Annotated in this window: 22 protein-coding genes and 1 pseudogene; 9 read left to right on the top strand and 14 right to left on the bottom strand. The window is 72.5% G+C overall.

Going from position 1 to position 19,014, the window contains the following annotated elements; all coding sequences use genetic code 11:
• Nucleotides 1-196: 196 nt before the first annotated feature.
• The 3 genes from OHV05_RS04705 to OHV05_RS04695 all read right to left on the bottom strand — a co-directional run bounded on the left by OHV05_RS04705 (nucleotide 197) and on the right by OHV05_RS04695 (nucleotide 2,877).
• A complete protein-coding gene (locus OHV05_RS04705; protein WP_405016480.1) occupies nucleotides 197-2,143 on the bottom strand; it encodes a CHAP domain-containing protein in 1,947 nt (648 codons plus the stop codon).
• A gap of 260 nt (nucleotides 2,144-2,403) precedes the next feature.
• Nucleotides 2,404-2,703: a hypothetical protein gene (locus OHV05_RS04700; RefSeq protein ID WP_405016479.1), complete on the bottom strand. Its 300-nt coding sequence runs from the start codon at nucleotides 2,701-2,703 to the stop codon at nucleotides 2,404-2,406.
• A gap of 6 nt (nucleotides 2,704-2,709) precedes the next feature.
• Nucleotides 2,710-2,877 (bottom strand): hypothetical protein, encoded by a 168-nt coding sequence (locus tag OHV05_RS04695; protein ID WP_405016478.1) that lies wholly within the window; start codon nucleotides 2,875-2,877, stop codon nucleotides 2,710-2,712.
• A gap of 383 nt (nucleotides 2,878-3,260) precedes the next feature.
• On the opposite strand from OHV05_RS04695, the gene OHV05_RS04690 reads away from it, so the two are divergent.
• Both OHV05_RS04690 and OHV05_RS04685 read left to right on the top strand, forming a co-directional pair.
• Nucleotides 3,261-4,235, top strand: a complete 975-nt coding sequence (locus OHV05_RS04690; RefSeq protein ID WP_405016477.1) for a LuxR C-terminal-related transcriptional regulator — start codon at nucleotides 3,261-3,263, stop codon at nucleotides 4,233-4,235.
• A gap of 92 nt (nucleotides 4,236-4,327) precedes the next feature.
• Nucleotides 4,328-4,855: a GNAT family N-acetyltransferase gene (locus OHV05_RS04685; RefSeq protein WP_405016476.1), complete on the top strand. Its 528-nt coding sequence runs from the start codon at nucleotides 4,328-4,330 to the stop codon at nucleotides 4,853-4,855.
• 22 nt (nucleotides 4,856-4,877) lie between these two features.
• On the opposite strand, the gene OHV05_RS04680 is transcribed toward OHV05_RS04685, so the two are convergent.
• Nucleotides 4,878-6,113: an MFS transporter gene (locus OHV05_RS04680; RefSeq protein WP_405016475.1), complete on the bottom strand. Its 1,236-nt coding sequence runs from the start codon at nucleotides 6,111-6,113 to the stop codon at nucleotides 4,878-4,880.
• A gap of 245 nt (nucleotides 6,114-6,358) precedes the next feature.
• Here OHV05_RS04680 and OHV05_RS04675 point away from each other — a divergent pair, with 245 nt between their 5' ends.
• Nucleotides 6,359-7,603 carry an ROK family protein gene (locus OHV05_RS04675; protein WP_405021389.1) on the top strand — a complete coding sequence of 415 codons (1,245 nt, stop codon included), beginning with the start codon at nucleotides 6,359-6,361 and terminating at the stop codon, nucleotides 7,601-7,603.
• Nucleotides 7,604-7,655: 52 nt separating this feature from the next.
• On the opposite strand, the gene OHV05_RS04670 is transcribed toward OHV05_RS04675, so the two are convergent.
• The gene (locus tag OHV05_RS04670) at nucleotides 7,656-8,045 is read right to left on the bottom strand and encodes a VOC family protein (protein ID WP_405016474.1); all 390 of its coding nucleotides are present in this window, start codon (nucleotides 8,043-8,045) and stop codon (nucleotides 7,656-7,658) included.
• 42 nt (nucleotides 8,046-8,087) lie between these two features.
• Nucleotides 8,088-9,218 (bottom strand): alkene reductase, encoded by a 1,131-nt coding sequence (locus tag OHV05_RS04665; protein WP_405016473.1) that lies wholly within the window; start codon nucleotides 9,216-9,218, stop codon nucleotides 8,088-8,090.
• Between the two features lie 65 nt (nucleotides 9,219-9,283).
• On the opposite strand from OHV05_RS04665, the gene OHV05_RS04660 reads away from it, so the two are divergent.
• On the top strand, nucleotides 9,284-9,655 hold the full coding sequence (locus OHV05_RS04660) for a MerR family transcriptional regulator (RefSeq protein WP_405016472.1): 372 nt from the start codon (nucleotides 9,284-9,286) through the stop codon (nucleotides 9,653-9,655).
• Between the two features lie 28 nt (nucleotides 9,656-9,683).
• Here the strand turns inward: OHV05_RS04660 and OHV05_RS04655 are convergent, their stop codons facing one another.
• The gene (locus OHV05_RS04655) at nucleotides 9,684-9,896 is read right to left on the bottom strand and encodes a hypothetical protein (protein ID WP_405016471.1); all 213 of its coding nucleotides are present in this window, start codon (nucleotides 9,894-9,896) and stop codon (nucleotides 9,684-9,686) included.
• Between the two features lie 172 nt (nucleotides 9,897-10,068).
• Here OHV05_RS04655 and OHV05_RS04650 point away from each other — a divergent pair, with 172 nt between their 5' ends.
• Complete coding sequence (locus tag OHV05_RS04650; RefSeq protein WP_405016470.1) at nucleotides 10,069-10,929, top strand: PhzF family phenazine biosynthesis protein; 861 nt, start codon at nucleotides 10,069-10,071, stop codon at nucleotides 10,927-10,929.
• Nucleotides 10,930-11,327: 398 nt separating this feature from the next.
• On the opposite strand, the gene OHV05_RS04645 is transcribed toward OHV05_RS04650, so the two are convergent.
• The 5 genes and pseudogenes from OHV05_RS04645 to OHV05_RS04625 form a co-directional block, all read right to left on the bottom strand.
• A complete protein-coding gene (locus OHV05_RS04645; RefSeq protein WP_405016469.1) occupies nucleotides 11,328-11,846 on the bottom strand; it encodes a hypothetical protein in 519 nt (172 codons plus the stop codon).
• Nucleotides 11,830-12,276, bottom strand: coding sequence for a hypothetical protein (locus OHV05_RS04640; RefSeq protein WP_405016468.1), 447 nt, complete (start codon nucleotides 12,274-12,276; stop codon nucleotides 11,830-11,832). The genes OHV05_RS04645 and OHV05_RS04640 overlap by 17 nt, the downstream gene beginning before the upstream one ends.
• Before the next feature lie 184 nt (nucleotides 12,277-12,460).
• Entirely contained in the window at nucleotides 12,461-12,823 is a 363-nt protein-coding gene (locus OHV05_RS04635; RefSeq protein WP_405016467.1) for a hypothetical protein, read from the bottom strand.
• Nucleotides 12,823-13,161: pseudogene (locus OHV05_RS04630) on the bottom strand (NUDIX hydrolase); the annotation flags it as partial. The pseudogene OHV05_RS04630 and the gene OHV05_RS04635, both read right to left, overlap by 1 nt.
• Before the next feature lie 119 nt (nucleotides 13,162-13,280).
• Nucleotides 13,281-13,793, bottom strand: coding sequence for a PadR family transcriptional regulator (locus OHV05_RS04625; RefSeq protein ID WP_405016466.1), 513 nt, complete (start codon nucleotides 13,791-13,793; stop codon nucleotides 13,281-13,283).
• A 100-nt stretch (nucleotides 13,794-13,893) separates the two neighbouring features.
• On the opposite strand from OHV05_RS04625, the gene OHV05_RS04620 reads away from it, so the two are divergent.
• The gene (locus OHV05_RS04620) at nucleotides 13,894-14,439 is read left to right on the top strand and encodes a hypothetical protein (RefSeq protein WP_405016465.1); all 546 of its coding nucleotides are present in this window, start codon (nucleotides 13,894-13,896) and stop codon (nucleotides 14,437-14,439) included.
• A gap of 790 nt (nucleotides 14,440-15,229) precedes the next feature.
• Here OHV05_RS04620 and OHV05_RS04615 read toward each other — a convergent pair.
• A complete protein-coding gene (locus OHV05_RS04615) occupies nucleotides 15,230-15,598 on the bottom strand; it encodes a MerR family transcriptional regulator (protein ID WP_405016464.1) in 369 nt (122 codons plus the stop codon).
• Nucleotides 15,599-16,485: 887 nt separating this feature from the next.
• Here OHV05_RS04615 and OHV05_RS04610 point away from each other — a divergent pair.
• Nucleotides 16,486-16,695, top strand: coding sequence for a CsbD family protein (locus OHV05_RS04610; protein WP_403043459.1), 210 nt, complete (start codon nucleotides 16,486-16,488; stop codon nucleotides 16,693-16,695).
• A 253-nt stretch (nucleotides 16,696-16,948) separates the two neighbouring features.
• On the top strand, nucleotides 16,949-17,419 hold the full coding sequence (locus OHV05_RS04605) for a DUF5994 family protein (RefSeq protein WP_405016463.1): 471 nt from the start codon (nucleotides 16,949-16,951) through the stop codon (nucleotides 17,417-17,419).
• Here the strand turns inward: OHV05_RS04605 and OHV05_RS04600 are convergent.
• Nucleotides 17,408-17,659 carry a hypothetical protein gene (locus tag OHV05_RS04600; protein ID WP_405016462.1) on the bottom strand — a complete coding sequence of 84 codons (252 nt, stop codon included), beginning with the start codon at nucleotides 17,657-17,659 and terminating at the stop codon, nucleotides 17,408-17,410. The genes OHV05_RS04605 and OHV05_RS04600 overlap by 12 nt on opposite strands.
• Before the next feature lie 224 nt (nucleotides 17,660-17,883).
• Between OHV05_RS04600 and OHV05_RS04595 the strand changes: the two genes are divergently transcribed.
• Nucleotides 17,884-18,990, top strand: coding sequence for a PLP-dependent cysteine synthase family protein (locus tag OHV05_RS04595; RefSeq protein ID WP_405021388.1), 1,107 nt, complete (start codon nucleotides 17,884-17,886; stop codon nucleotides 18,988-18,990).
• Nucleotides 18,991-19,014: the final 24 nt, after the last annotated feature.

Here is a 19,014-nt window from a genome sequence, read left to right as displayed (position 1 = left end):
TCGCTCCCGGGGTCGGCCCGCCGCTGTCCCCGGCGGCGGGCCGCTCGCTCTCCGCAGGTCGTCCGCCGACCTGGGCACCACACAGCGGTGTGTCCCGGGAACCGATCGGTCCCCGGGACACACCGTCGTCAGTTCGGGACGGGCGGGCCGCCGCTGCGGTGGAGCCCCGCCCGGTTGGCCCCGGTGCCGCTCCGGGTCAGACCAGGACCCAGGGGGAGAAGGGCCCGCCGACGACGTTCTGGTTGGTGCCCCAGATCTGGCCGTTGCTGTTGTCGTAGACCGCGATGGCGCCGTTGGGGATCACGATCGCGGTCGGGTCGCCCGACAGGTTCGTGCCGCCGAGGTTGTTCCAGCCGAAGGCTCCGCCGATGCCGGCCTGGGAGCCGCCGAACACGGCGCCCCCGACGGTGCGGACGTAGAGGGCGATGGTGCCGTTGGCGGCCACCACGACCGAGACCTTGCCGGTGAGGCCGCCGCCGGTGGTCATCAGCCCCCAGTTGGAGAACGCTCCGCCGACCCCGGCCTGCGACATGCCCCAGACGTTGCCGTCGGTGGCGGTGGCGTAGAGCGCGATGGTGCCGTTGGGCGTCACCACCGCCGTCGGGTCACCGGTGATGCTCGTCCCGCCGAGGTTGTTCCAGCCGAAGGCTCCGCCGACGCCGTTCTGGGAGCCGCCGAACACGGCGCCCCCGACGGTGCGGACGTAGAGGGCGATGGTGCCGTTGGCGGCCACCACGACCGAGACCTTGCCGGTGAGGCCGCCGCCGGTGGTCATCAGCCCCCAGCTGGAGAACGCTCCGCCGACCCCGGCCTGCGACATGCCCCAGACGTTGCCGTCGGTGGCGGTGGCGTACAGGGCGATGGTGCCGTTGGGCGTCACCACCGCCGTCGGGTCACCGGTGATGCTCGTCCCGCCGAGGTTGTTCCAGCCGAAGGCTCCGCCGACGCCGGCCTGGGAGCCGCCGAACACGGCGCCCCCGACGGTGCGGACGTACAGCGCGACGGTGCCGTTGGCGGCCACCACCGCCGACACCTTGCCGGTGAAGCCGGTGCCGGTCAGCGCCTGCGGCGTCGACCACGCTCCACCGGCCCCGGCCTGCGACTTGCCCCACACGATGCCGTCGCTGCCGACCCAGTACGTGGCCAGCCCCCCGCTCGGGGTCAGCACCACGTCGGAGCCGATGGACCGGGCGCCGACCGTGACGACGCTGCCGGCGTAGCTGTGGTCGGCACCGTCGATCTCGTTGGCGACCGGCGTGACGGTGTAGGTGCCGGTCGCGAGTCCGGTGGTGTTCCAGGAGGCGGTGTAGCCGGTGAGGTTGGGCGAGGTCGGCCCGCCGCCGGCCCTGATCACCTGGCTGTACCCGTTCGGGCCGGTGATCCGGTAGTCGAGGTAGTTGACGTACCCGTTGGCGGTGACCGTCGAAGTCAGGTTCACCACGGCGGCACCCGTGGCGTTGGCGTGGACGTTGAAGCCCGCCGGGACGGTCGGGGCCGGGGTACCGCTGCCGGGGCTGATGTAGCCGATCACCTGCTGGCCCCAGCCCTGCTGGACGGTCGGGTTGAACGGCCCGTTGTGGGTGACCGCGTTGCCCTGGTTGCCACCGGTGTCGTTGATCGAGGTACGGCTGCTCACGGAGCTGACCAGGGAGACGTGCTGGACGTCGTCGAAGCCGAGCGCACCGGGATCGGTGAAGCTGGACAGCGGGTAGCCGTTGCCGCGCCACACGACCGCGTCACCGGGCTGCGGGGTGTAGCCGGTGTCGGTGACCCAGTGGAAGGTGCCGTGGGTCGCACCGTGCCGGGCGAACGTCCAGGCGGCACTCGTCACGTCGCCGGTATCGGTGTAACCGGCCTGGTTCCAGGCCCACTCGGCGAAGTCCGCGCACCACTCCTCTCTCGCCTGACCGGTCGAGACGTTGCAACTGGTGCCGAAGCCGGTGCCGGCGTTCGGGCTGCCGCCGTGGCCGGTGCTGTTGGCCGAGCAGGGCCCCTTGCCGAGGTTCGCATTGGCGATCGAGGCGACCAGGTTCCCGGTGCTTGTATCGGCATGGGCGGGCCGGACGCCGAGGCCGGTGACCACGGTGGCGGCGACCAGGGTGGCGAGGGCGGGCTTGGTGAGCTTGGCGACGAACGTGGGCATGGGAGGACTCCTGGGTGGCGGTCGGGGTGGTGCGGGGATGACGCGGTGTCGGATGTGGCCGGGCCGGCGCGCGGCCCGGCGAACGGCAGGCCGACGAGGGCAGCCGTTCAGGAGCGGTACGGGGTGGGTCGGCAGGCCGGCGGCGAAGGCGGCGGCGGCAACCCGGTTCGGCGGCGCGGGGACGGCTGTCCTGCAGGAACAGCGGTCACGGGAGGCGGAGTTCACGCCGGGCCGGGTCGGGGCCGGGTGGGCCCCCCGGTTCAGTGGCCGGGGCCGGCCGGGGACGGCGGCGGGAGGTAGCGGTCCCGGAGCAGCGGCGAGGCGTGGTGGGCGCGCCGCAGGAGCGCGGCCGCCCGGCGCTCGGCACTGGTGTCGTGGTCCGGGAGGAGGAACAGCAGCAGGTCCACCCGGTCCGACTCGGCGCGGCCACCGGCGTGTTCGAGCCGGTCGACCGGCTCGGCGTGGGCCCACAGGACCTCCACCACCTGGTCGACCTCGGCCCGGTCGCCCCGGTCGGCGATGGTGTGACGGCGGGTCAGGGCCGTGTAGACGATGTCCATCCCTCGTCAGCCCCAGGTGCCGTTGCCGGGGGTGGCCGTCGGGGTCGGCAGGGACTGGGCGGTGGCGGAGGCCGGCGCCGGCTGGGCGGCGGTGGCGGCGCCGGGCAGGAGGGCGACGGTGCCCAGCGCGAGGGTGGCGACCGCGGCGGCCAGGGCGATACGGGTGCGGATCATGGTGATCATGCCCTTCTCTGGTGGATGCGAGGGGTGTCCGGTCCCGGAAGTCGCACCCCGCGGTGGTGTTCGCTCCGGTTGCCGCTCGGGGGTTTCCGTTCCCTTCCGGCGATGAACAGCTTGGCCGCAGACCGACGCCTCCGGGAAGGACTTCAAGGTGTCGCCAACCGGTCTGGCCGGAAGCGGACAGCCCGACCCGGCCGACCGGGCGGCTCCGGCGCACTCGCCACGGAAATCGGGCCGGAACGAAATCCCTCCATAGGGTGTGCGCAGCAACGAAGCACCGCAGAAGGAACCTTGAAGGGAGGCCGGTCGGCTGCGAGCATGGCCGGGCCAGGCGCGGCCACGGGGGGTTCGTGCCACCGTCACGAGGACGTGCCACGATGCTGGAAGCCCTTGGCCTGAGCGCCACCGCGGCCGCCGTCTACCGGGTCATGCTCGACCGACCCGGCCACGGCGTCGACCGACTGGCCGGCGCCATCGGCGTGACGCCCACTCAGGTCCACGACTGCCTGGACGAACTCACCCGGCTGATGCTGGTCCGCGCGTCCAGCGAGCACCCCGGACAGCTCCGGGCGGTCACCCCCGAAGTGGGCCTGGAGGACATGCTGGCCCGTCAGGAGGCCGACCTGGCCGAGCGTCAGGCCCAGCTCGCCGCCTCCAGGGCCGCCGTCACCCGCCTGGTCGCCGATCGCGCCGACACCAGGGCGGCCCACGGCGAGCGGCTGCTCGGCATGGACGCCATCCAGCACCGCCTGGAGATCCTCATGCGCAACGTCAGCACCGAGTGCGTCGGCGTCCACCCGGGTGCCAGCCAACGCCCCGAGGACCTCGCCGCCGGACGGGAGGGGAACGCACAGGCCATCGCCCGTGGCGTCACCGTCAAGTCCCTCTACCAGGACGCCACCCGCAACGACCCGCACACCACCGCCTACGCCCGCTGGCTGCTGGGCCTGGGCAGCGAGGTGCGCACCGCACCGGTCCTGCCCCAGCGCCTGGTCATCGTCGACCGGTCCCAGGCCCTGGTCCCCATCGACCCGGCCAACACCCGCAAGGGGGCCCTGCACGTCACCGAACCGGGCATCGTGGGTGCGCTGGTCGAACTCTTCGAACAAGCCTGGGCCACCGCCGTCCCGCTCGGTGCGGCCCGCAGCGGAGATCCCGCCACCGGCCTCACCGGCACCGAGCGCGAACTCCTGCGCCTGCTCGGCACCGGCCTCACCGACGAGGCCGCCGGACTGCGGCTCGGCATCTCCGCCCGTACCGTCGGCCGCCACATGGCGGCCGTGATGGAACGCCTCGGCGCCACCAGCCGCTTCGAAGCCGGCATCAAGGCGGCCCACCACGGCTGGCTGTAGCCGACCTGCGCTCCCGGGTCCGTAATGCGTGCGCATCGGAGCGGCCCGGTCCGGCAGCATGGCGGCCAGTTGCCCAGGACTGGAGGAACACCGTGTTCGAGACCGACCGGCTGAGCGTGCGGCTGTGGGACGAGGCCGACCAGGAGCGTGCGTTCGACATCTACTCCCGCTGGGAGGTGGCCAAGTGGCTGGGCAGCGCGCCCCGCGCGCTGGAGACCCCGGACGAGGCGGCGGCCCTGGTCGAACGCTGCCGGACCCGGTCGGCCGACCCCCGGTACGGGGTGTGGGCGGTGCAGCGGCGGGACACCGGGACGGTGGTCGGCTCCGTCCTGCTGATGCCGCTGCCGGACGAGGACGGGAGCGGGGACGGCGAGGTCGAGGTCGAGGTGGGCTGGCACCTGCACCCGGACAGCTGGGGCCACGGCTTCGCCACCGAGGCGGCCCGGGGCGCGCTGGCCAAGGGTTTCGCGGACGGCCTGACCGAGATCCGCGCGCTGGTCCGGCCGGGCAACGCCCCCTCGACGGCCGTCTGCCGACGGCTGGGGATGGCCGCCACCGGCCGTACCGGACGCTGGTACGGCGTCGAGATGGAGTCGTTCCGGATCGGCCGGGACGGCTGAGGGACCGTCGGGTCGGCCCGGGTCACCCGGCCGTGGGCCTCGGCCGGACCAGCAGCGAGAGGGCGGCGGCCAGCGCGGCCGCGGCGGCGACGGTGGTGAGGGCGAGCGGGAGGGTGGTGGCGTCCGCGAGGAAGCCGATCACCGGCGGGCCGACCAGCATGCCCGCGTAGCCGAGCGTGGAGGCGGTGGCGACGCCTCGCGGTCCGCCCGCCGCACCCGCCGCCGCGATGGCGAGCGGGAAGATGTTGGCCAGCCCGAGGCCGACCAGGACGAAGCCCGCCAGCACCAGCGGGACGGCCGGGGCGAGGGCGGCGACCAGCATGCCGGTGGCAGCGGTCAACCCGCCGAACAGCATCACCCGGGTCTGGCCGGCCCGGACGGAGAGCCAGGTGCCGCCGAGCCGCCCGGCGGTCATCGCGAAGGCGAAGGCGGCGTAGCCGGTGGCGGCCAGGCCGGTGCTCGCGTGTACGTCGTCGGTCAGGTGCAGGGTGGCCCAGTCGGCCAGCGCGCCCTCGCCGTAGGCGTCGCAGAGCGCCACCAGGCCGAGCAGGAGCACCAACAGGCGGACGTTCCGGGCGGGTTGGCGCGGGGTGGGCACGGCGGCGGCCGGGGCGGGCTTGGCAGCGGTGACGGGAACGGTCGTGGTGCGGAGCAGGGCGGCGCCCGCCACCGCGGTGACCAGCAGGCCGAGCGCGCCGCTGAGGGCGAGCGCCCAGGCGGTGCTGACCGAGCCCGCGAGCAGGCCGCCGACGGCCGCGCCGAGCAGGCCGCCGAGGCTGTAGCCCGCGTGGAAGCTGGGCATGACGGGGCGTCGGAGCTCGACCACCAGGTCCACCGCGGCGCTGTTCATGCTGACGTTGGCGGCGCCGTAGCCCGCGCCGAAGAGCAGCAGGGCGGCGCCCAGGGCGGGGACCGTCCCGGTGTGCGCGGGCAGCAGGACGGCGAGGCTGAGCACAGCCAGCGAGGCGACCGTGACCGGACGGCTGCCGTACCTGACGCAGAGCCGGCCGATCAGTGGCATGGTGGCCACGGCACCGGCCGAGAGGCAGAGCAGGGCCAGGCCGAGCGCGCTGTGCGAGGCGCCGACCTGGGCACGGATGTCGGGAATGCGGACCACCCAGGCGGCGAACAGGAAGCCGTCGACGGCGAAGAAGGCGGTCAGGGCGATTCTGGCGCTGGTCCAGACGGGGGTCGGCGCTGGGCCGACCGGGTGGTTGTGGGCTGCTGAACGGACGCGGATTTTGTTTAGTAGCGGCACAAAAGCAGAATAGGGGAGTGCCGCACACACCTTCAAGTCCGTATCAGTCCGGTGAGGCCGCTGACGCCGGTCAGGGTCGGGAAGCTGCCGGGTCGTCACCCGAGGCGGGCCAGGGCCCGGAAGCTGCCGGGCCGTCACCGCGCGCCGAGGACCGGGCCGGTCGCGCCCGGGGCGGCGTCGGCGTCGGCGAGGAGCGTGCCGGGGAGCGGCCGACGCGGTCCGCGCTCTCGGCCGCGCTGCCGCGCCTGGCCGCCGCCGAGGGCACCGGCGCGCACACCCGGCGGGCCGCGCCCGACCGGGGGCGTACGCTGCTCGGCCCGGCGCTCGCGCTGGTGCACACCGGGCAGGCGCCGACCCGGTCCGCGCTGACCAGCGCACTGGAGGTGACCCGGGCCACCGCCGGGGCGGTCAGCGCCGAACTGGAGGCCCTCGGTCTGATCACCGTCGACTCCAGCCCGGCCGGCGGTGGGCGCGGGCGCCCCTCGCACCGGCTGGCCGTCGACCCGTCCGGACCGGTGGTGATCGCGGCCCAGATCCACGCGGACGGGCTGAGCCTGGCGCTGGTGGGGCTCGGTGGTCAGCTCGAACCCCCCGTGCACCTGCCGCTGCCCGCGGCCACCGGTCCGGTCCGGATGCTGCGCGCGGTCGCCGAGGCCGGGGCCGAACTGGCCCGGGCCAGCGGCCGGCGCTGCCTGGGCACCGCGCTCGCCCTGCCCAACCCGGTCACCGAGCCGGACGGCACCGCACTGGTGGCCCTGCACTTCGCCTGGCCGAGCGGGACGCCGGTGGCCGACCTGTTCGCCGAGGAGGTGCGCAAGGCCGACCAGGGGCCCCGGGCGCAGCAGCCGTTCCCGAGCGCGGTCGCCAACGACGCCAACCTGGCCGCGCTGGCCGAGCATCGGCACGGTGCGGGCCGGGGCGCCCGGCAGCTGCTGCTGGTGACCTCGGGCCACCGGGGCGTCGGCGGGGCGCTGGTGATCGACGGCCGGCTGCACACCGGGAGTGCCGGACTCGCCCTGGAGGTCGGCCATCTGACGGTCGATCCGCAGGGACGGCCGTGCCTGTGCGGCAACCTGGGCTGTCTCAACGCGGAGACCGACCCCGAGGCCCTGTTCGCCGCCGCCGGCCGGACCCCCGACCCGGTGCGGCCGTTGGCAGCCCAGGCCCGCGAGCTGGCCGGGGCGGCCGACCGCGACCCGGTCGCCCGGGCCGCCGTCGACCACGTGGTGGACCGCCTCGGACTGGGCCTGGCCGGGTTGGCCAACATCCTCAACCCGGACCGGATCGTACTCAGCGGCCTGCACCGCGACCTGCTCGCCGCCGCCCCCGACCGGCTGGCCTCGGTGGTCGCCGAGCGCTGTCTCTGGGGCCGCAGCGGGCGGGTGCCGATAGTGCCGGCCGAGGTCACCCACGCGGGGCTGGTCGGCGCGGGGGAGCTCGCCTGGGCGCCGTACCTGAACGATCCTCAGTCGGTGCTGCCAGTGGGCTGACCTGCGGGCTTCCGGCGGGAGCCGGTCGGCCTCCGACCTCCGGTGAGGACGGTCAGCCTTCGACGTCCTGCGGGTACCAGCGCAGCTCGATCACGTTGCCGTCCGGGTCCTCGACGTAGACCGACTGGGCGCTGCCCCGGGCGCCGTAGCGGTCGACCGGGCCCTCGATCACGGGGAGGGCGCCGGAGTCGATCACCTGCTGCCAGTCCAGCGGGTCGACCACCAGGCAGAAGTGGTCGACGTTGGACTCACCGCGCTCGCGGGCGACCAGGTCGATGATGGTGGTCGGGCTGATCCGGACCGAGGGGAACGGCACCCGGCCGGCCCGCCACTCCTCGACCCGGACCGGCGCCAGGCCGAGCGGTCCGCAGTAGAACTCCAGGGACCGTTCGACATCCTGGACGTTCAGCACCAGGTGGTCGAAGTCCTTGACGCGCAGCATGTGCTCTCTCCCCGCTGTTGATGATCATCGGTCAACGGGAGCCTAACGTGAGGTCAGGACAGCGGGAACAGGGGTCCCGGCCAGCGTCGGGTAGTCGTTGTAGCCCGCCTCGCCGCCCACGTACATCAGGCCGTGGTCCCGGACCGGGTTGAGCGGGGCACCGGTCCGCAGCCGCTCCACCAGATCGGGGTTGGCCAGGAAGGCCCGGCCGAGGGCGATCAGGTCGGCTCCGGCGGCCAGCAGCTGCTCGCCCTTGAGCTTCCCGCCGTCGGCGGGCAGCGGACCGCCCCACCCCAGTACCGGGTTGGCCACCAGGGTGGTCGGCCAGAGGGCGCGGATCTGCCGGAACAGCGGCTGCTCCGGGTCGGCGAACACGTAGTGCAGGTAGGCCGGGCCGAGCTCGGCCAGCGCGGCCACCAGCGCCGGGTAGATCCGGTCGGTGTCGCCGTCCTCGATCCCGTTGACGGTGACGCCGGGGGAGATCCGCACCCCCACCCGCTCGGGGCCGATCGCCGCCGCGACGGCCCGGACCACCTCGACCACGAACCGGATCCGGTGGGCCACCGGGCCGCCGTACGCGTCGGTGCGGTGGTTGGTGCCCTGCGCCAGGAACTGGTGCAGCAGGTGGCCGTTGGCGGCGTGCACCTCCACCCCGGCAAATCCCGCGTCCACCGCGTTGCGGGCGGCGGCCGCGAAGTCGGCCACGGTGGAGGCGATCTCCTCGACCGTCAACTCGTGCGGCACCACGGCCTCCTGGTGGCCGCCGGGGGTGACGATGGTCTCCGGCAGAGGGATCGGCGAGGGGGCGACCGGCGTCAGACCACTGGTGTCGGGGTGGCCGACCCGCCCGCCGTGCTGGAGCTGAAGGAACATCCGGCCGCCCGCCGCGTGCACCGCCTCGGTGACCCGTCGCCAGCCGGCCACCTGGGCCGCGCTGTGGATCGCGGTGATGTTGGGGTACGTCTGCCCCACCGGGCTCGGGGTGGCCGCCTCGGCGATGATCAGTCCGGCGGAGGCCCGCTGGGCGTAGTGCGTGACCATCATCGGCAGCGGGACGCCGTCAGCGGTCGCGCGGTTGCGGGTCATCGGTGCCATCACCAGCCGGTTGGGCAGGTCGAGGGGGCCGAGGCGGGCGGGTTCGAAGAGGCGGGACTGCGCCGGTGCGTTCGTCATGCCGGTACGGTAGGAGTTGACATCGGTGTCAGGTTCAAGTCCGGCGGACGGTGAGCGGGTGGGGCATGCGAATCGGTCAACTGGCACGGGACACCGGGGTGAGCGAGCGCTCGCTCCGCTACTACGAGAGCCAGGGCCTGCTCCGGTCCGAACGCACCCCGGGTGGCCAACGCGCCTACGGCGACTGGGCGGTGGACCGGGTGATCCGGATCCAGGCCCTCTACGCGGCCGGGCTGAACAGCCGGAAGATCGCCCAACTGCTGCCCTGCATGCGGGACACGGACGGCGGTCCGAACGAACGGGCCACCCCGCAACTGGTCGACGAACTCGGGGTGGAACGCGACCGGATCAACCGTCTGATCGCCGACCTGGTCCGCTCGCGGGACGTCCTGGACGAGGTCATCGAGAGCGCCTCGGCGGTGCTCGAAGCGGAGTGACCGGGTCGGTGCCGGTCCGGCCGCCGGGTCAGGCGGGGCGGCGGGTGATGAGGCCGCCGGCGAGGGCGATCGTCATGCGCGGGCGGCCGCGGCGGGGCCGGGGCGGCCGGTGCTCGTGCCGGGGGAGGGTGGCCAGGCGGTCGGCCTCGTGGCCGGAGACGCGCAGCGGGGCGCCGGAGCCGTCGTCCGTCTCGGTGTACAGACCGGCGAGGGTGGTGGCGAGGAAGGCGTAGTCGCTCATCGGGAGGTCCTCTCGTTGTGGTGCCTCCAGCCTGACCGGTCGTCATGTCGGGGGATTTGCCGCCGGGTCTCCGGCGTGTGCCGACCGGTGGCGTGCGGGTTAAACCTCGGTGTCGCCGACGGCCCGGTGTTACCGGGGAATCGACCGGCCCCGCACCGCGTTGCCGACGATCATGACCGACAACGCGCCTGAGGTGCTCCGTTACGCCGCCTTCACCGCCGACCCGGCCGGCGGCAACCCCGCCGGGGTGGTGCTCGACGCCACCGGGCTCGACGCCGCCGCCCAGCTCGCCATCGCGGCCGGGCTCGGCTACTCCGAGACCGCCTTCCTCACCCGGGGCTCGTCCGACCGCAGCTTCGCGGTCCGCTACTTCAGCCCGCTGACGGAGGTCCCGTTCTGCGGGCACGCCACCGTGGCCGCCGCGGTCGCCCTGGCCGACCGGATCGGCCCCGGCGAGCTGCTGTTCGAGACCGCGGCCGGCTCCGTCCCGGTCTCGGTCACGGCCGGGCCGGACGCCCTGGAGGCGACCCTGACCAGCGTCGAGCCGCACGTCCTGCCCGTTCCGGCGGCCGACGTGGCGGAGGCCCTCGCCCTGCTCGGCTGGTCGGCCACCGACCTGGACGCCGCCCTGCCGCCCCGGATCGCGTACGCCGGCGCCCGCCACCTGGTCCTCGCCGCCGCCACCCGCTCGCGGCTGGCCGACCTCGCGTACGACTTCGACGGCCTGGCCCGCTTCATGACCGACCGTGACCTGGTCACCCTCCAGCTGGTCTGGCGCGAGTCCGACACCGTCTTCCACGTCCGCAACCCCTTCCCGGTCGGCGGCGTGGTCGAGGACCCGGCCACCGGCGCCGCGGCCGCCGCCTTCGGCGCCTACCTCCGCGACCTCGGCGCCACCACCCCCGACGCCGTCCTGACCCTCCACCAGGGCCACGACCTCGGCCGCCCGGGCCGCCTCCGCGTCGAGCTCCGCACCGGCGACCCGCGCATCCGCGTCAGCGGGGCGGCGGTCCCGATCCCGGCTGCGGTGTAGCGGTAGCCGCATGCTTGGTGAAGGAGGGTGAGCAGCCAACGCATGTGCTGACCAGCTACGACAGCAGGTACCGTGCCGTGCGTGAACGCAAGTGCCAGCAAGGAGCAGCGGAAAATGTATTGGGACAGAACCCTCACGAGGTCGAATCCCGTATCCTTCGCCGGCCCAGAGGGCCCGGACCGTGCAAGCGGGCCGGGCCCTCTGCCGTCTCCCGTTCTTCTCGGTCATCTCCTCTGGCGTCGGGTCTGTCACGTGCTGGTAGCGCTGGGCCATCGAGGCTGACGACCGGCTCCGAATAGCTGGAGCGAGCGACTCCGAGGCTGGTAGGGCGATCATCTTTCGCCCTGGATGGTCTGCATGGTGGGGCCGAAACCGTCCGTGCCGAGGGCAGACAGCTCTCAACCGCGGAGTTCGATGAGGTGGCCGATACGGGACCGTAGCGGGCCCTCCAGTTCGGTGTGGTCGCCGCGTTCGATGCCTTGGAGCAGTTCGGTGGCGACCACGAGTTCGGCGAAGCGCCCGGCCGGGGTGTCGAGGATGTGGCCGAGGTGGTGCCGGATCTCGGCTGCGGTCTCGGGGACGAGCAGGGAGTAGGCGTACAGCTCGGCGAGGTAGCCGTTGCCGCCCTCGGTCCAGGTGTGCCACGCCCGAAGGTGCGGGCGGGGGACCGCAGGAGGCATGGAACGTTCGGCCTCCTGCGGTCCGTCCCAGATCTTCCCGCCGGCCTTCTCCACCGGAGCGCACACCAGACGCAGCCAGGCGTTGCCCCTCACGCCGGTGACCGGGCGGCCGAGGGTACGGCCGCGCCAGCCCCACGCCTCCCGCTCCCCATCCGGTGCCACGGCGAGGGTCGAAGCGGCGGTGTGGTGGGCGCTGCGCATCCGCATGGCGGTGTCGATCTCAGGTTCCGAGTACACCCGTGACCTTCCGGAGCGAGTCCTGCGACAGGGGCGTGCGGCCGACCGCATCGGCAGCGCGGCTCCAGTGTTGCGGGTTGCCGGTCGAGAGCAGGACACGCGAGATCCCGGGGGCTGAGGCGGCCACGGACAGGGCCGCCTCAGCCGGAGTGCTGCCGGGGGCGATGAGCTCGGCGAGTTCGGGCCCGATCATGTCGGGGATCTCCCCGCCGTGCAGCGGGGCCGACGCGAACACCTCCAGGCCCGCGCTCGCCGCTTCCACCAGGACGCCCAGGCCGTCGAGAGCCAGTCCGACGGGAGCCAAGTGGACGACGGATACCGGAAGTTGGACCGCGCGCAGGTGGTGATTTGGGCCGCCGGCCCGGACGGCGAGGGTGACCAGGTCCGCCACGCCGAACAGTCCGCTGCTGCATCCCCGCCAGGTCGCCACGCCGTACGCCTTGATGACGCCCTGGTTGCAGGCCTCCTCCAGGGCGAGGAAGGTCGCATAAAGGCGTTCGGTGACGGCACCGGGCGGGCAGTCGTGTTCGGGGCGGTGTCCACCCAGTCCGCGCCGAGGGACGCCGCCATCATGGCGTCCCGGCGTTGGTAGGTGCCAAGGCCCAGCCTTGCCCTTACTGCCCTGCTCCGATAGCGACGACCTGACCTTCTATCAGCTCCGTCACCACGCCGGCCGCTTGGGCGGGAGTGATGCCTGCGGCCTGCGCCAGGTCGGCGAGCCGGTGCACGGCCCCTTCCAGCAGCAGGGCAAGCATCGGTTCGGCCTTCGCGGCGAACGCCCACTCCTCCCCGCCCGCGATCAGCCGCACCGTGGCCCCGTCTCCGGAGTCGAGCACGGAGCGCGTGGCCACCAGGCGCACCCGCAGGTCCGGGTTCGGCGGGGCCGCAGTGATGTACGGCAGCGAGGGGGCGAGGCGCGCTCGCTCGGTCGAGTCCCGGCTCGCGGCGAACCGGGTGATCAGGTCAGGGCTCTCCAACTCGGAGGCCCCGCGTACTCGACGGCATCGGCGCGGAAGACGAAGTGCTCGGAGTCGGTGATGCCGTTCGCGGGCTGAGCGTAGATCAGCGGTCGGATGTCGCTGGTCGTCCAACCGGTCTCCCCAAGCACCTCACGGGCCGCCGCCTCGGCGGGAGTCTCGTCCGCCTCGATCAACCCCATGGGCAACTCGCACGCCCACGCGTCGGTGATGAAGCGGTGCCGCCACATCATCAGCACCCGCTTCTCGCTGTCCACCACGGCGGCCACCGCCAGGTGCCGCAGCTTCAGGACGTGGTGCTCCCAGCGGTGCCCATCGGGTTGCTCGACATCGACCATCCACAGGTTCACCCATGGGTTCCCTCCCGCCGTTGCGGGAGTCGACCAAGGGGCCGATAGGGCCGCCGGCTCCTGTCCGGGAAGTGACCACCCGAACGAGGGCGGGGCTGCGAGCGGCACTATGGGAGCTGGCCGACTGCCCACTCGGCCCAGTCGCGGCGCATCGCGTTGAACCGCAGGCCGTACTCCAGGGCGATCCTGCCGTAGACGGACAGCCGGTCACCGCCCCAGTCGATGGCGTCGTCGAGCCCGCGCAACTGCTCGCTGGTCTGCTCGGACATCTCGATCAGTCCGGTGAGATAGCCGCGCGCCTGCTCGGGGGTGAGCACACCGAGGAAGAACACCCGTAGCAGGACGTCGCTGCGGGTGTTCCGCTGCGGCTTCGTCTCGGTCAGCCAGTGCTGCAGCTCACCCAGGCCCGCGCGGGTGAGGGTGTACTCCTTCCGGCCGCGCGGGCCCTCCGCCGTGACGCTGATCAGTCCGGCGTCGGCGAGTTTGGACAGTTCGGTGTAGATCTGGCTCTGCGTGGCCGGCCAGACGTCGGCCAGCGCGGTGTCGAAGCTCTTGAGAAGGTCGTATCCGCTGGCCGGGCGCTCGGACAGCAGTCCGAGCAGGGCGTGTCGAAGGCTCATGCGGCCATCCTACATTCCAGTGTTGACATGTCAGTAGAGCAATATGTAAGTTCAGACCTGTCATAAGTGGAATATCGAGGGGGACTTCCGAGTGTCGTACGTGCGCACCTTCCTTCCGTGGATCGTCTTCGCGGTGCTTCCGTCCGGGCAGTGGCAGTGGGCAGCACTGGCCGCCCTGGTGGTGGCGGTGGGGCTGGTCGCCCAGCAGCGCACGGCCGGGGCGGGCTTCGACGCGCTGATCATCGAGCTGGGCTCGGCGGCCTTCTTCGCGGGCCTGGCGGCGATCGCCTTCGCCGACCCGGACTCGGGCGTGCACGACTACTCGGCGGCACTGTCCTCGGCCACGCTGGCGCTCATCGCAGGCGTCTCCCTGCTCATCGGCAAGCCGTTCACCCTGGGCATCGCCAAGCGCAGCACGCCCCGCGAGGTCTGGGGGCTCAAGCCGTTCATCCGGACCAACGTCGTCATCACCGCCGTGTGGACCGCGGCCTTCGCCGTGACGGCCGCCGCACTCGCGGTCATCGCTCATGCCGGCAACGCCCACTCGACGCCCGCCACGATCGTCCAGGTCGCCGGCTTCGCCCTCCCGATGCTGTTCACCGTCCGCTATGTCGCCGCCGCCCAGGCCAAGGCCGGCCTCCAATGACCACCCCGCACGACCTCGCGGCGACCACGCCCCGGTGAGCGGCGAACCGAAGACGCGGCGGGCGACCAGGCCCCGACCGCCGAGCGGCCGGGGCCTTCGCCGTTCACGGTCTCGTCTGCAGTCGGGGCGAATCGTGTGACGATGACCGGGTTCAGCCGTGGCCCCGTCAACCTCATCGGCCGGGAGCAGCAGCGAGTCGACCGCCACCGGGAGGTGCCAGGCGGACACAGGGCGGCCGAAGGCCTCCACGGGTGAGTCGACCGTGCAGCTCACCCGGCCGTCGGGGATGCCACGCGGTCAGATCAGCGCACGAGCCCGACGCTCCCAGTCCGCGATCCGGGTCATCACACCGCTGAGCTGCTTCACTGCGGACGAAACGTCCCGGCCGGGCACCCGCAGTTCCGGCCCCGGCCGCCCCGTCGGTGGGAGTGGGTTCAGCAGGCGGCTCCGGGGTGGGTCTGCGTGGCCCGGAGCGGGTCGCGCTGTCCGCGCGCGGCCAAGGCGTGGACCTGGATGGTGGTGACGGTGAGGATGGGCCTGGGGCCGTACATGATGGGCCGGTCGTCCCAAGGGCCTTCCGGGCCTGCGTGCCGATCAGCAGCCGCACCGCCCGTTGCAGGGCCGCCTGGGAGCGGTCGAGGTGACATGACGAAGGCCCGACCGCTCGGGGCGGTCGGGCCTTCGTGGGGGGCGGGTGTTGTCGGAAGGGCAGGTCGCGCGACGCGCCGGTGGGCACGGCCGGCGGCGGGCTGCCCGGTCGGTTGGTCCGACGGGTCACCGGCTCCGGTGGTCAGGTGTCTTCGGGGTGCTCCTGGGTGTGCGGGGAGCGGCGGAGTTCTTCGTTGATGCGCAGGGCTTCCTCGAGCTGGTCCTCGAGGATGACGATGCGGCAGGCGGCGTCGATGGGGGTGCCCTGGTCGACCAGGTCGCGGGCGCGCATCGCGATACGCAGTTGGTAGCGGGAGAAACGGCGGTGGCCGCCGTCGGAACGCAGAGGGGTGATGAGGCCCTGGTCGCCCAGGGAGCGCAGGAAGCCCGGTGTGGTGCCGGTCATCTCGGCCGCGCGGCCCATGGTGTAGGCGGGGTAGTCGTCGTCGTCGAAGTTGCCGACGGCGGTGGGGGTGTCGGGAGTGTGGGGCCGGTTGGTGGTCGTGGCCACTGCACCTCTTTCTCTTACCTGGTCTGGGAACGCGTGGAGGGGCCCCGGCGCCATGACGGCTCCGGGGCCCCGAAGGGGAACAACACCATCTACCGGCCCTGGGCCGGGTTCCTTGTGTCCGCAACGCCCCGAGGGGATGGGGAGTGCGGGGATCGCAAATGCGTGACCGGAAACCACCGTCCTTCGTACATTGGGGGGTCTGCGGTGTCCGCCCGGACGGAACTGCGTACTTCACGGGCCCGGGCGATCCTGATGGCGCTTGCGCCCTCCGTTCTTCCTCTGCGTGACTGATGTGCTGCGTACTGCCTCGTCCTGCTCAGGTGGCCGTGTCGCCCACCTGGTCCGGCAGCCAGCCCCGTCGCCCGTCCTGCTCACCTGCTCGGCTTGGAACCCCACTGGCCGGACCTCCCAGCACGTGCGCCCGCAGTCCGGCGCCTTTGCTGGGATCCCGCGTACTGCTGGTGACTGCGAATCGACGTGCGTCCTGCGGTACCGCTCGACGGCTGCCCCTGATCACTGCGGGCAGCCCGGCCCGGTCGTCAGCCCTGTCGCCGTACTGCACCAAGCCTGGCTTCAGAACTCCACCACCGTGCCGACCTGCGAACTTCTGTACTGCAACCCGCCAGTTCGTGTCTGGCGGGTACCGCTGACTGCTGGCTACGAGAGAAACTCTAAGCACAGTCGGCGCCAATGTCTACTCTTGCCAGGGTAGATTTTTCGGTGCCCGAGGAGGAGCTAGTCTTCGGGCCGCCGACAGGGCGAAGCGACCGGGATCGGCCGGCGGCGGGCCGCCCGGATCGGCCCCGGGTCGCACCACGGTGCCGCGCGGGTGACACTCGGTACCTGTGCCGTTACCGCACGGCACCGTCGACACGAGAGGCACCGACATGAGTGACGCGTCCGACAAGGTGAAGCACAAGGCGGAAGAGGTCGTCGGCTCGGCCAAGGAGAAGGTCGGCGAGGCGACCGGGAACGACCGGCTCAAGGCCGAGGGTCAGGGCGACCAGGCGGAGTCCAAGCTGAAGCAGGCCGCCGACGAGGCGAAGGACAAGGTCCAGGAGGGCGTCGACAAGGTCAAGGGCTTGTTCAACCGCTGAGGCACCGAGGGCGCGCGACCGGGAAGCGTCGCGAACGGCCGGTCGGAGGCCCGGGCCACCATGGGGTGGTCCGGGCACTCGGTCGTCCGCGAGACTGGGGACGGCCGTGCCGGGTTCGGGCGGTACCGAGAGTAGTGTGGGGATCACCGAAGGCACTTCGCATGCCGACATCTGACCCCGGCGTCGTCTCCGGTGAACGGCAATCCCGGGCCCGGCCCTGGTCGGCGGGTGCGGAGACAGGTTCTCTGACGCCATGACTGCGATCCTCGACGGCGCGACGACTCCGACCACCCCCGAACCCGCTGTGCGGTTCTCGCTGGCACCCGACGGTGTACGGCCCGGCCGGCTGGACGGGGCCTGGTGGCCCCGGTCGCGTGACCTGCTGCTCGAACTGCCTTCCCTGGTCGCCGAACTGGACCGGCGGTGGAGCCGGGTCACCAGGATCACCGTGAACCCCGCCCAGTGGCCGGTCATCCCCAGGCGGATCCCGGTGGTGGGGCACACCGTTCACGCCGGATGGTTCACGGTCGAGCAGGACGAACACATGATCACGGTGTGCTCGTATGCCCCGCGCCGGCTGGAGGTGCTGGTCGTCCCGCCGCAGACGGCGGTCGCCGAGGCCGTCGCGTTGCTGGCGGTCGCGGCCGACCCCGCGAACATCAGGACCGCGAGCGCCCTGCTCGCCGCACAGCCCGGGGCCGGTGCGGGTGCGTCACTCGCGTGACCACTCCGTCTCGGCCCGGGGCTCACCGACCGCATCGGCCCCGTCCCAGAGGCGGACCCTGACCGCCCGGGGCCCGGGGGCGGGCGAGGAGAGCTTGCGGACGAACACGTCCCGCAGGTGGTTGGCCGCTCGCTGCGGTGTCCCGTCGTACTCCACGGGATTCTGCAGGGGGGCGCCGTCCTGGCGGGACCAGTGGCCGTCGTCGTCCTGGGTCTCCAGCTCCCAGCGGTACTGCTGCATCCTGGCCTCCTGCGCCGACGGTCCCACCCCGTGACACGACCGTATGGGCCGGACGGGCCGACGGCGACCGGGAGTTGTGCCCTGCCGGGTGCTGCGCCCCCGGGTGCTGCCGGCCCACCGATAAGCGGAAGCTGGGGGCAGCAGTAAAGTTACTTATCGTAGTTGTCGGTTACACTCGGTACTGCCGACGGGAGTTGACCCGCGAGACCGAGGAGACCAGCGCGATGGCCAGCGAGAGCACGGACGTGGACCGCACCGACCCGGTGTACCGGGCCTGGCTCAAGGAGGCCGTGCGCAAGGTCCAGGCCGACGCGAACCGGTCGGCCGACACCCACCTGCTGCGCTTCCCGCTGCCGGAGGAGTGGGGGATCGACCTCTACCTGAAGGACGAGTCGACCCACCCGACCGGCAGCCTGAAGCACCGGCTGGCCCGCTCGCTCTTCCTGTACGCGCTGTGCAACGGCTGGATCCGGCCGGCGAAGCCGGTGATCGAGGCGTCGAGCGGTTCGACGGCGGTCTCGGAGGCGTACTTCGCCAAGCTCATCGGGGTGCCGTTCGTCGCGGTGATGGCGAAGACCACCAGCCAGGCCAAGATCGACCTGATCGAGTTCCACGGCGGCGAGTGTCACCTTGTCGACAATGCCTGCGAGGTCTACGCGGTCTCGGCGGAGCTGGCCGAGCGGACCGGCGGGCACTACATGGACCAGTTCACCTACGCGGAGCGGGCCACCGACTGGCGGGGGAACAACAACATCGCCGAGTCGATCTTCGCCCAGCTGCGGCTGGAGCCGCACCCCGAGCCGGCCTGGATCGTCGCCACCGCCGGGACGGGCGGCACCTCGGCCACCATCGCGCGGTACGTGCACTACCTGCAGCACGACACCCGGATCTGCGTGGCCGACCCGGAGAACTCCTGCTTCTTCGAGGGCTGGGTCGACCACAACCCGGACGCCACCTGTGACCGGGGCTCGCGGATCGAGGGGATCGGGCGGCCCCGGATGGAGCCGAGCTTCGTGCCGGGCGCGATCGACCGGATGATGAAGGTGCCGGACGCCGCGTCGATCGCCGCGATGCGGGTGCTGGAGCGGGTGCTCGGGAAGACGGCCGGGGCGTCGACCGGTACGGGGCTGTGGAGCGCGCTGCGGATCGTGGCCGAGATGCGGGCCGCCGGGGAGCGCGGCAGCGTGGTGACGCTGATCTGCGACCCGGGCGACCGCTACCTGGACAAGTACTACTCCGACGACTGGCTGGCCGGCCAGGGCATCGACATCGCCCCGTTCCAGGAGGAGTTGGAGCTCTTCCTCAAGGGCGAGGGCGAGCTGAGCCGGTAAAACCCTTGGCGTCCGGCGCCGGGC

This window comes from Kitasatospora sp. NBC_00070 (genome assembly GCF_045041205.1).
In the GTDB taxonomy this organism is placed as follows: Bacteria; Actinomycetota; Actinomycetes; order Streptomycetales; family Streptomycetaceae; genus Kitasatospora.
The sequence above is the reverse complement of the archived record's forward strand: the minus strand, read 5'-3'. Positions and strand labels throughout refer to the sequence as shown.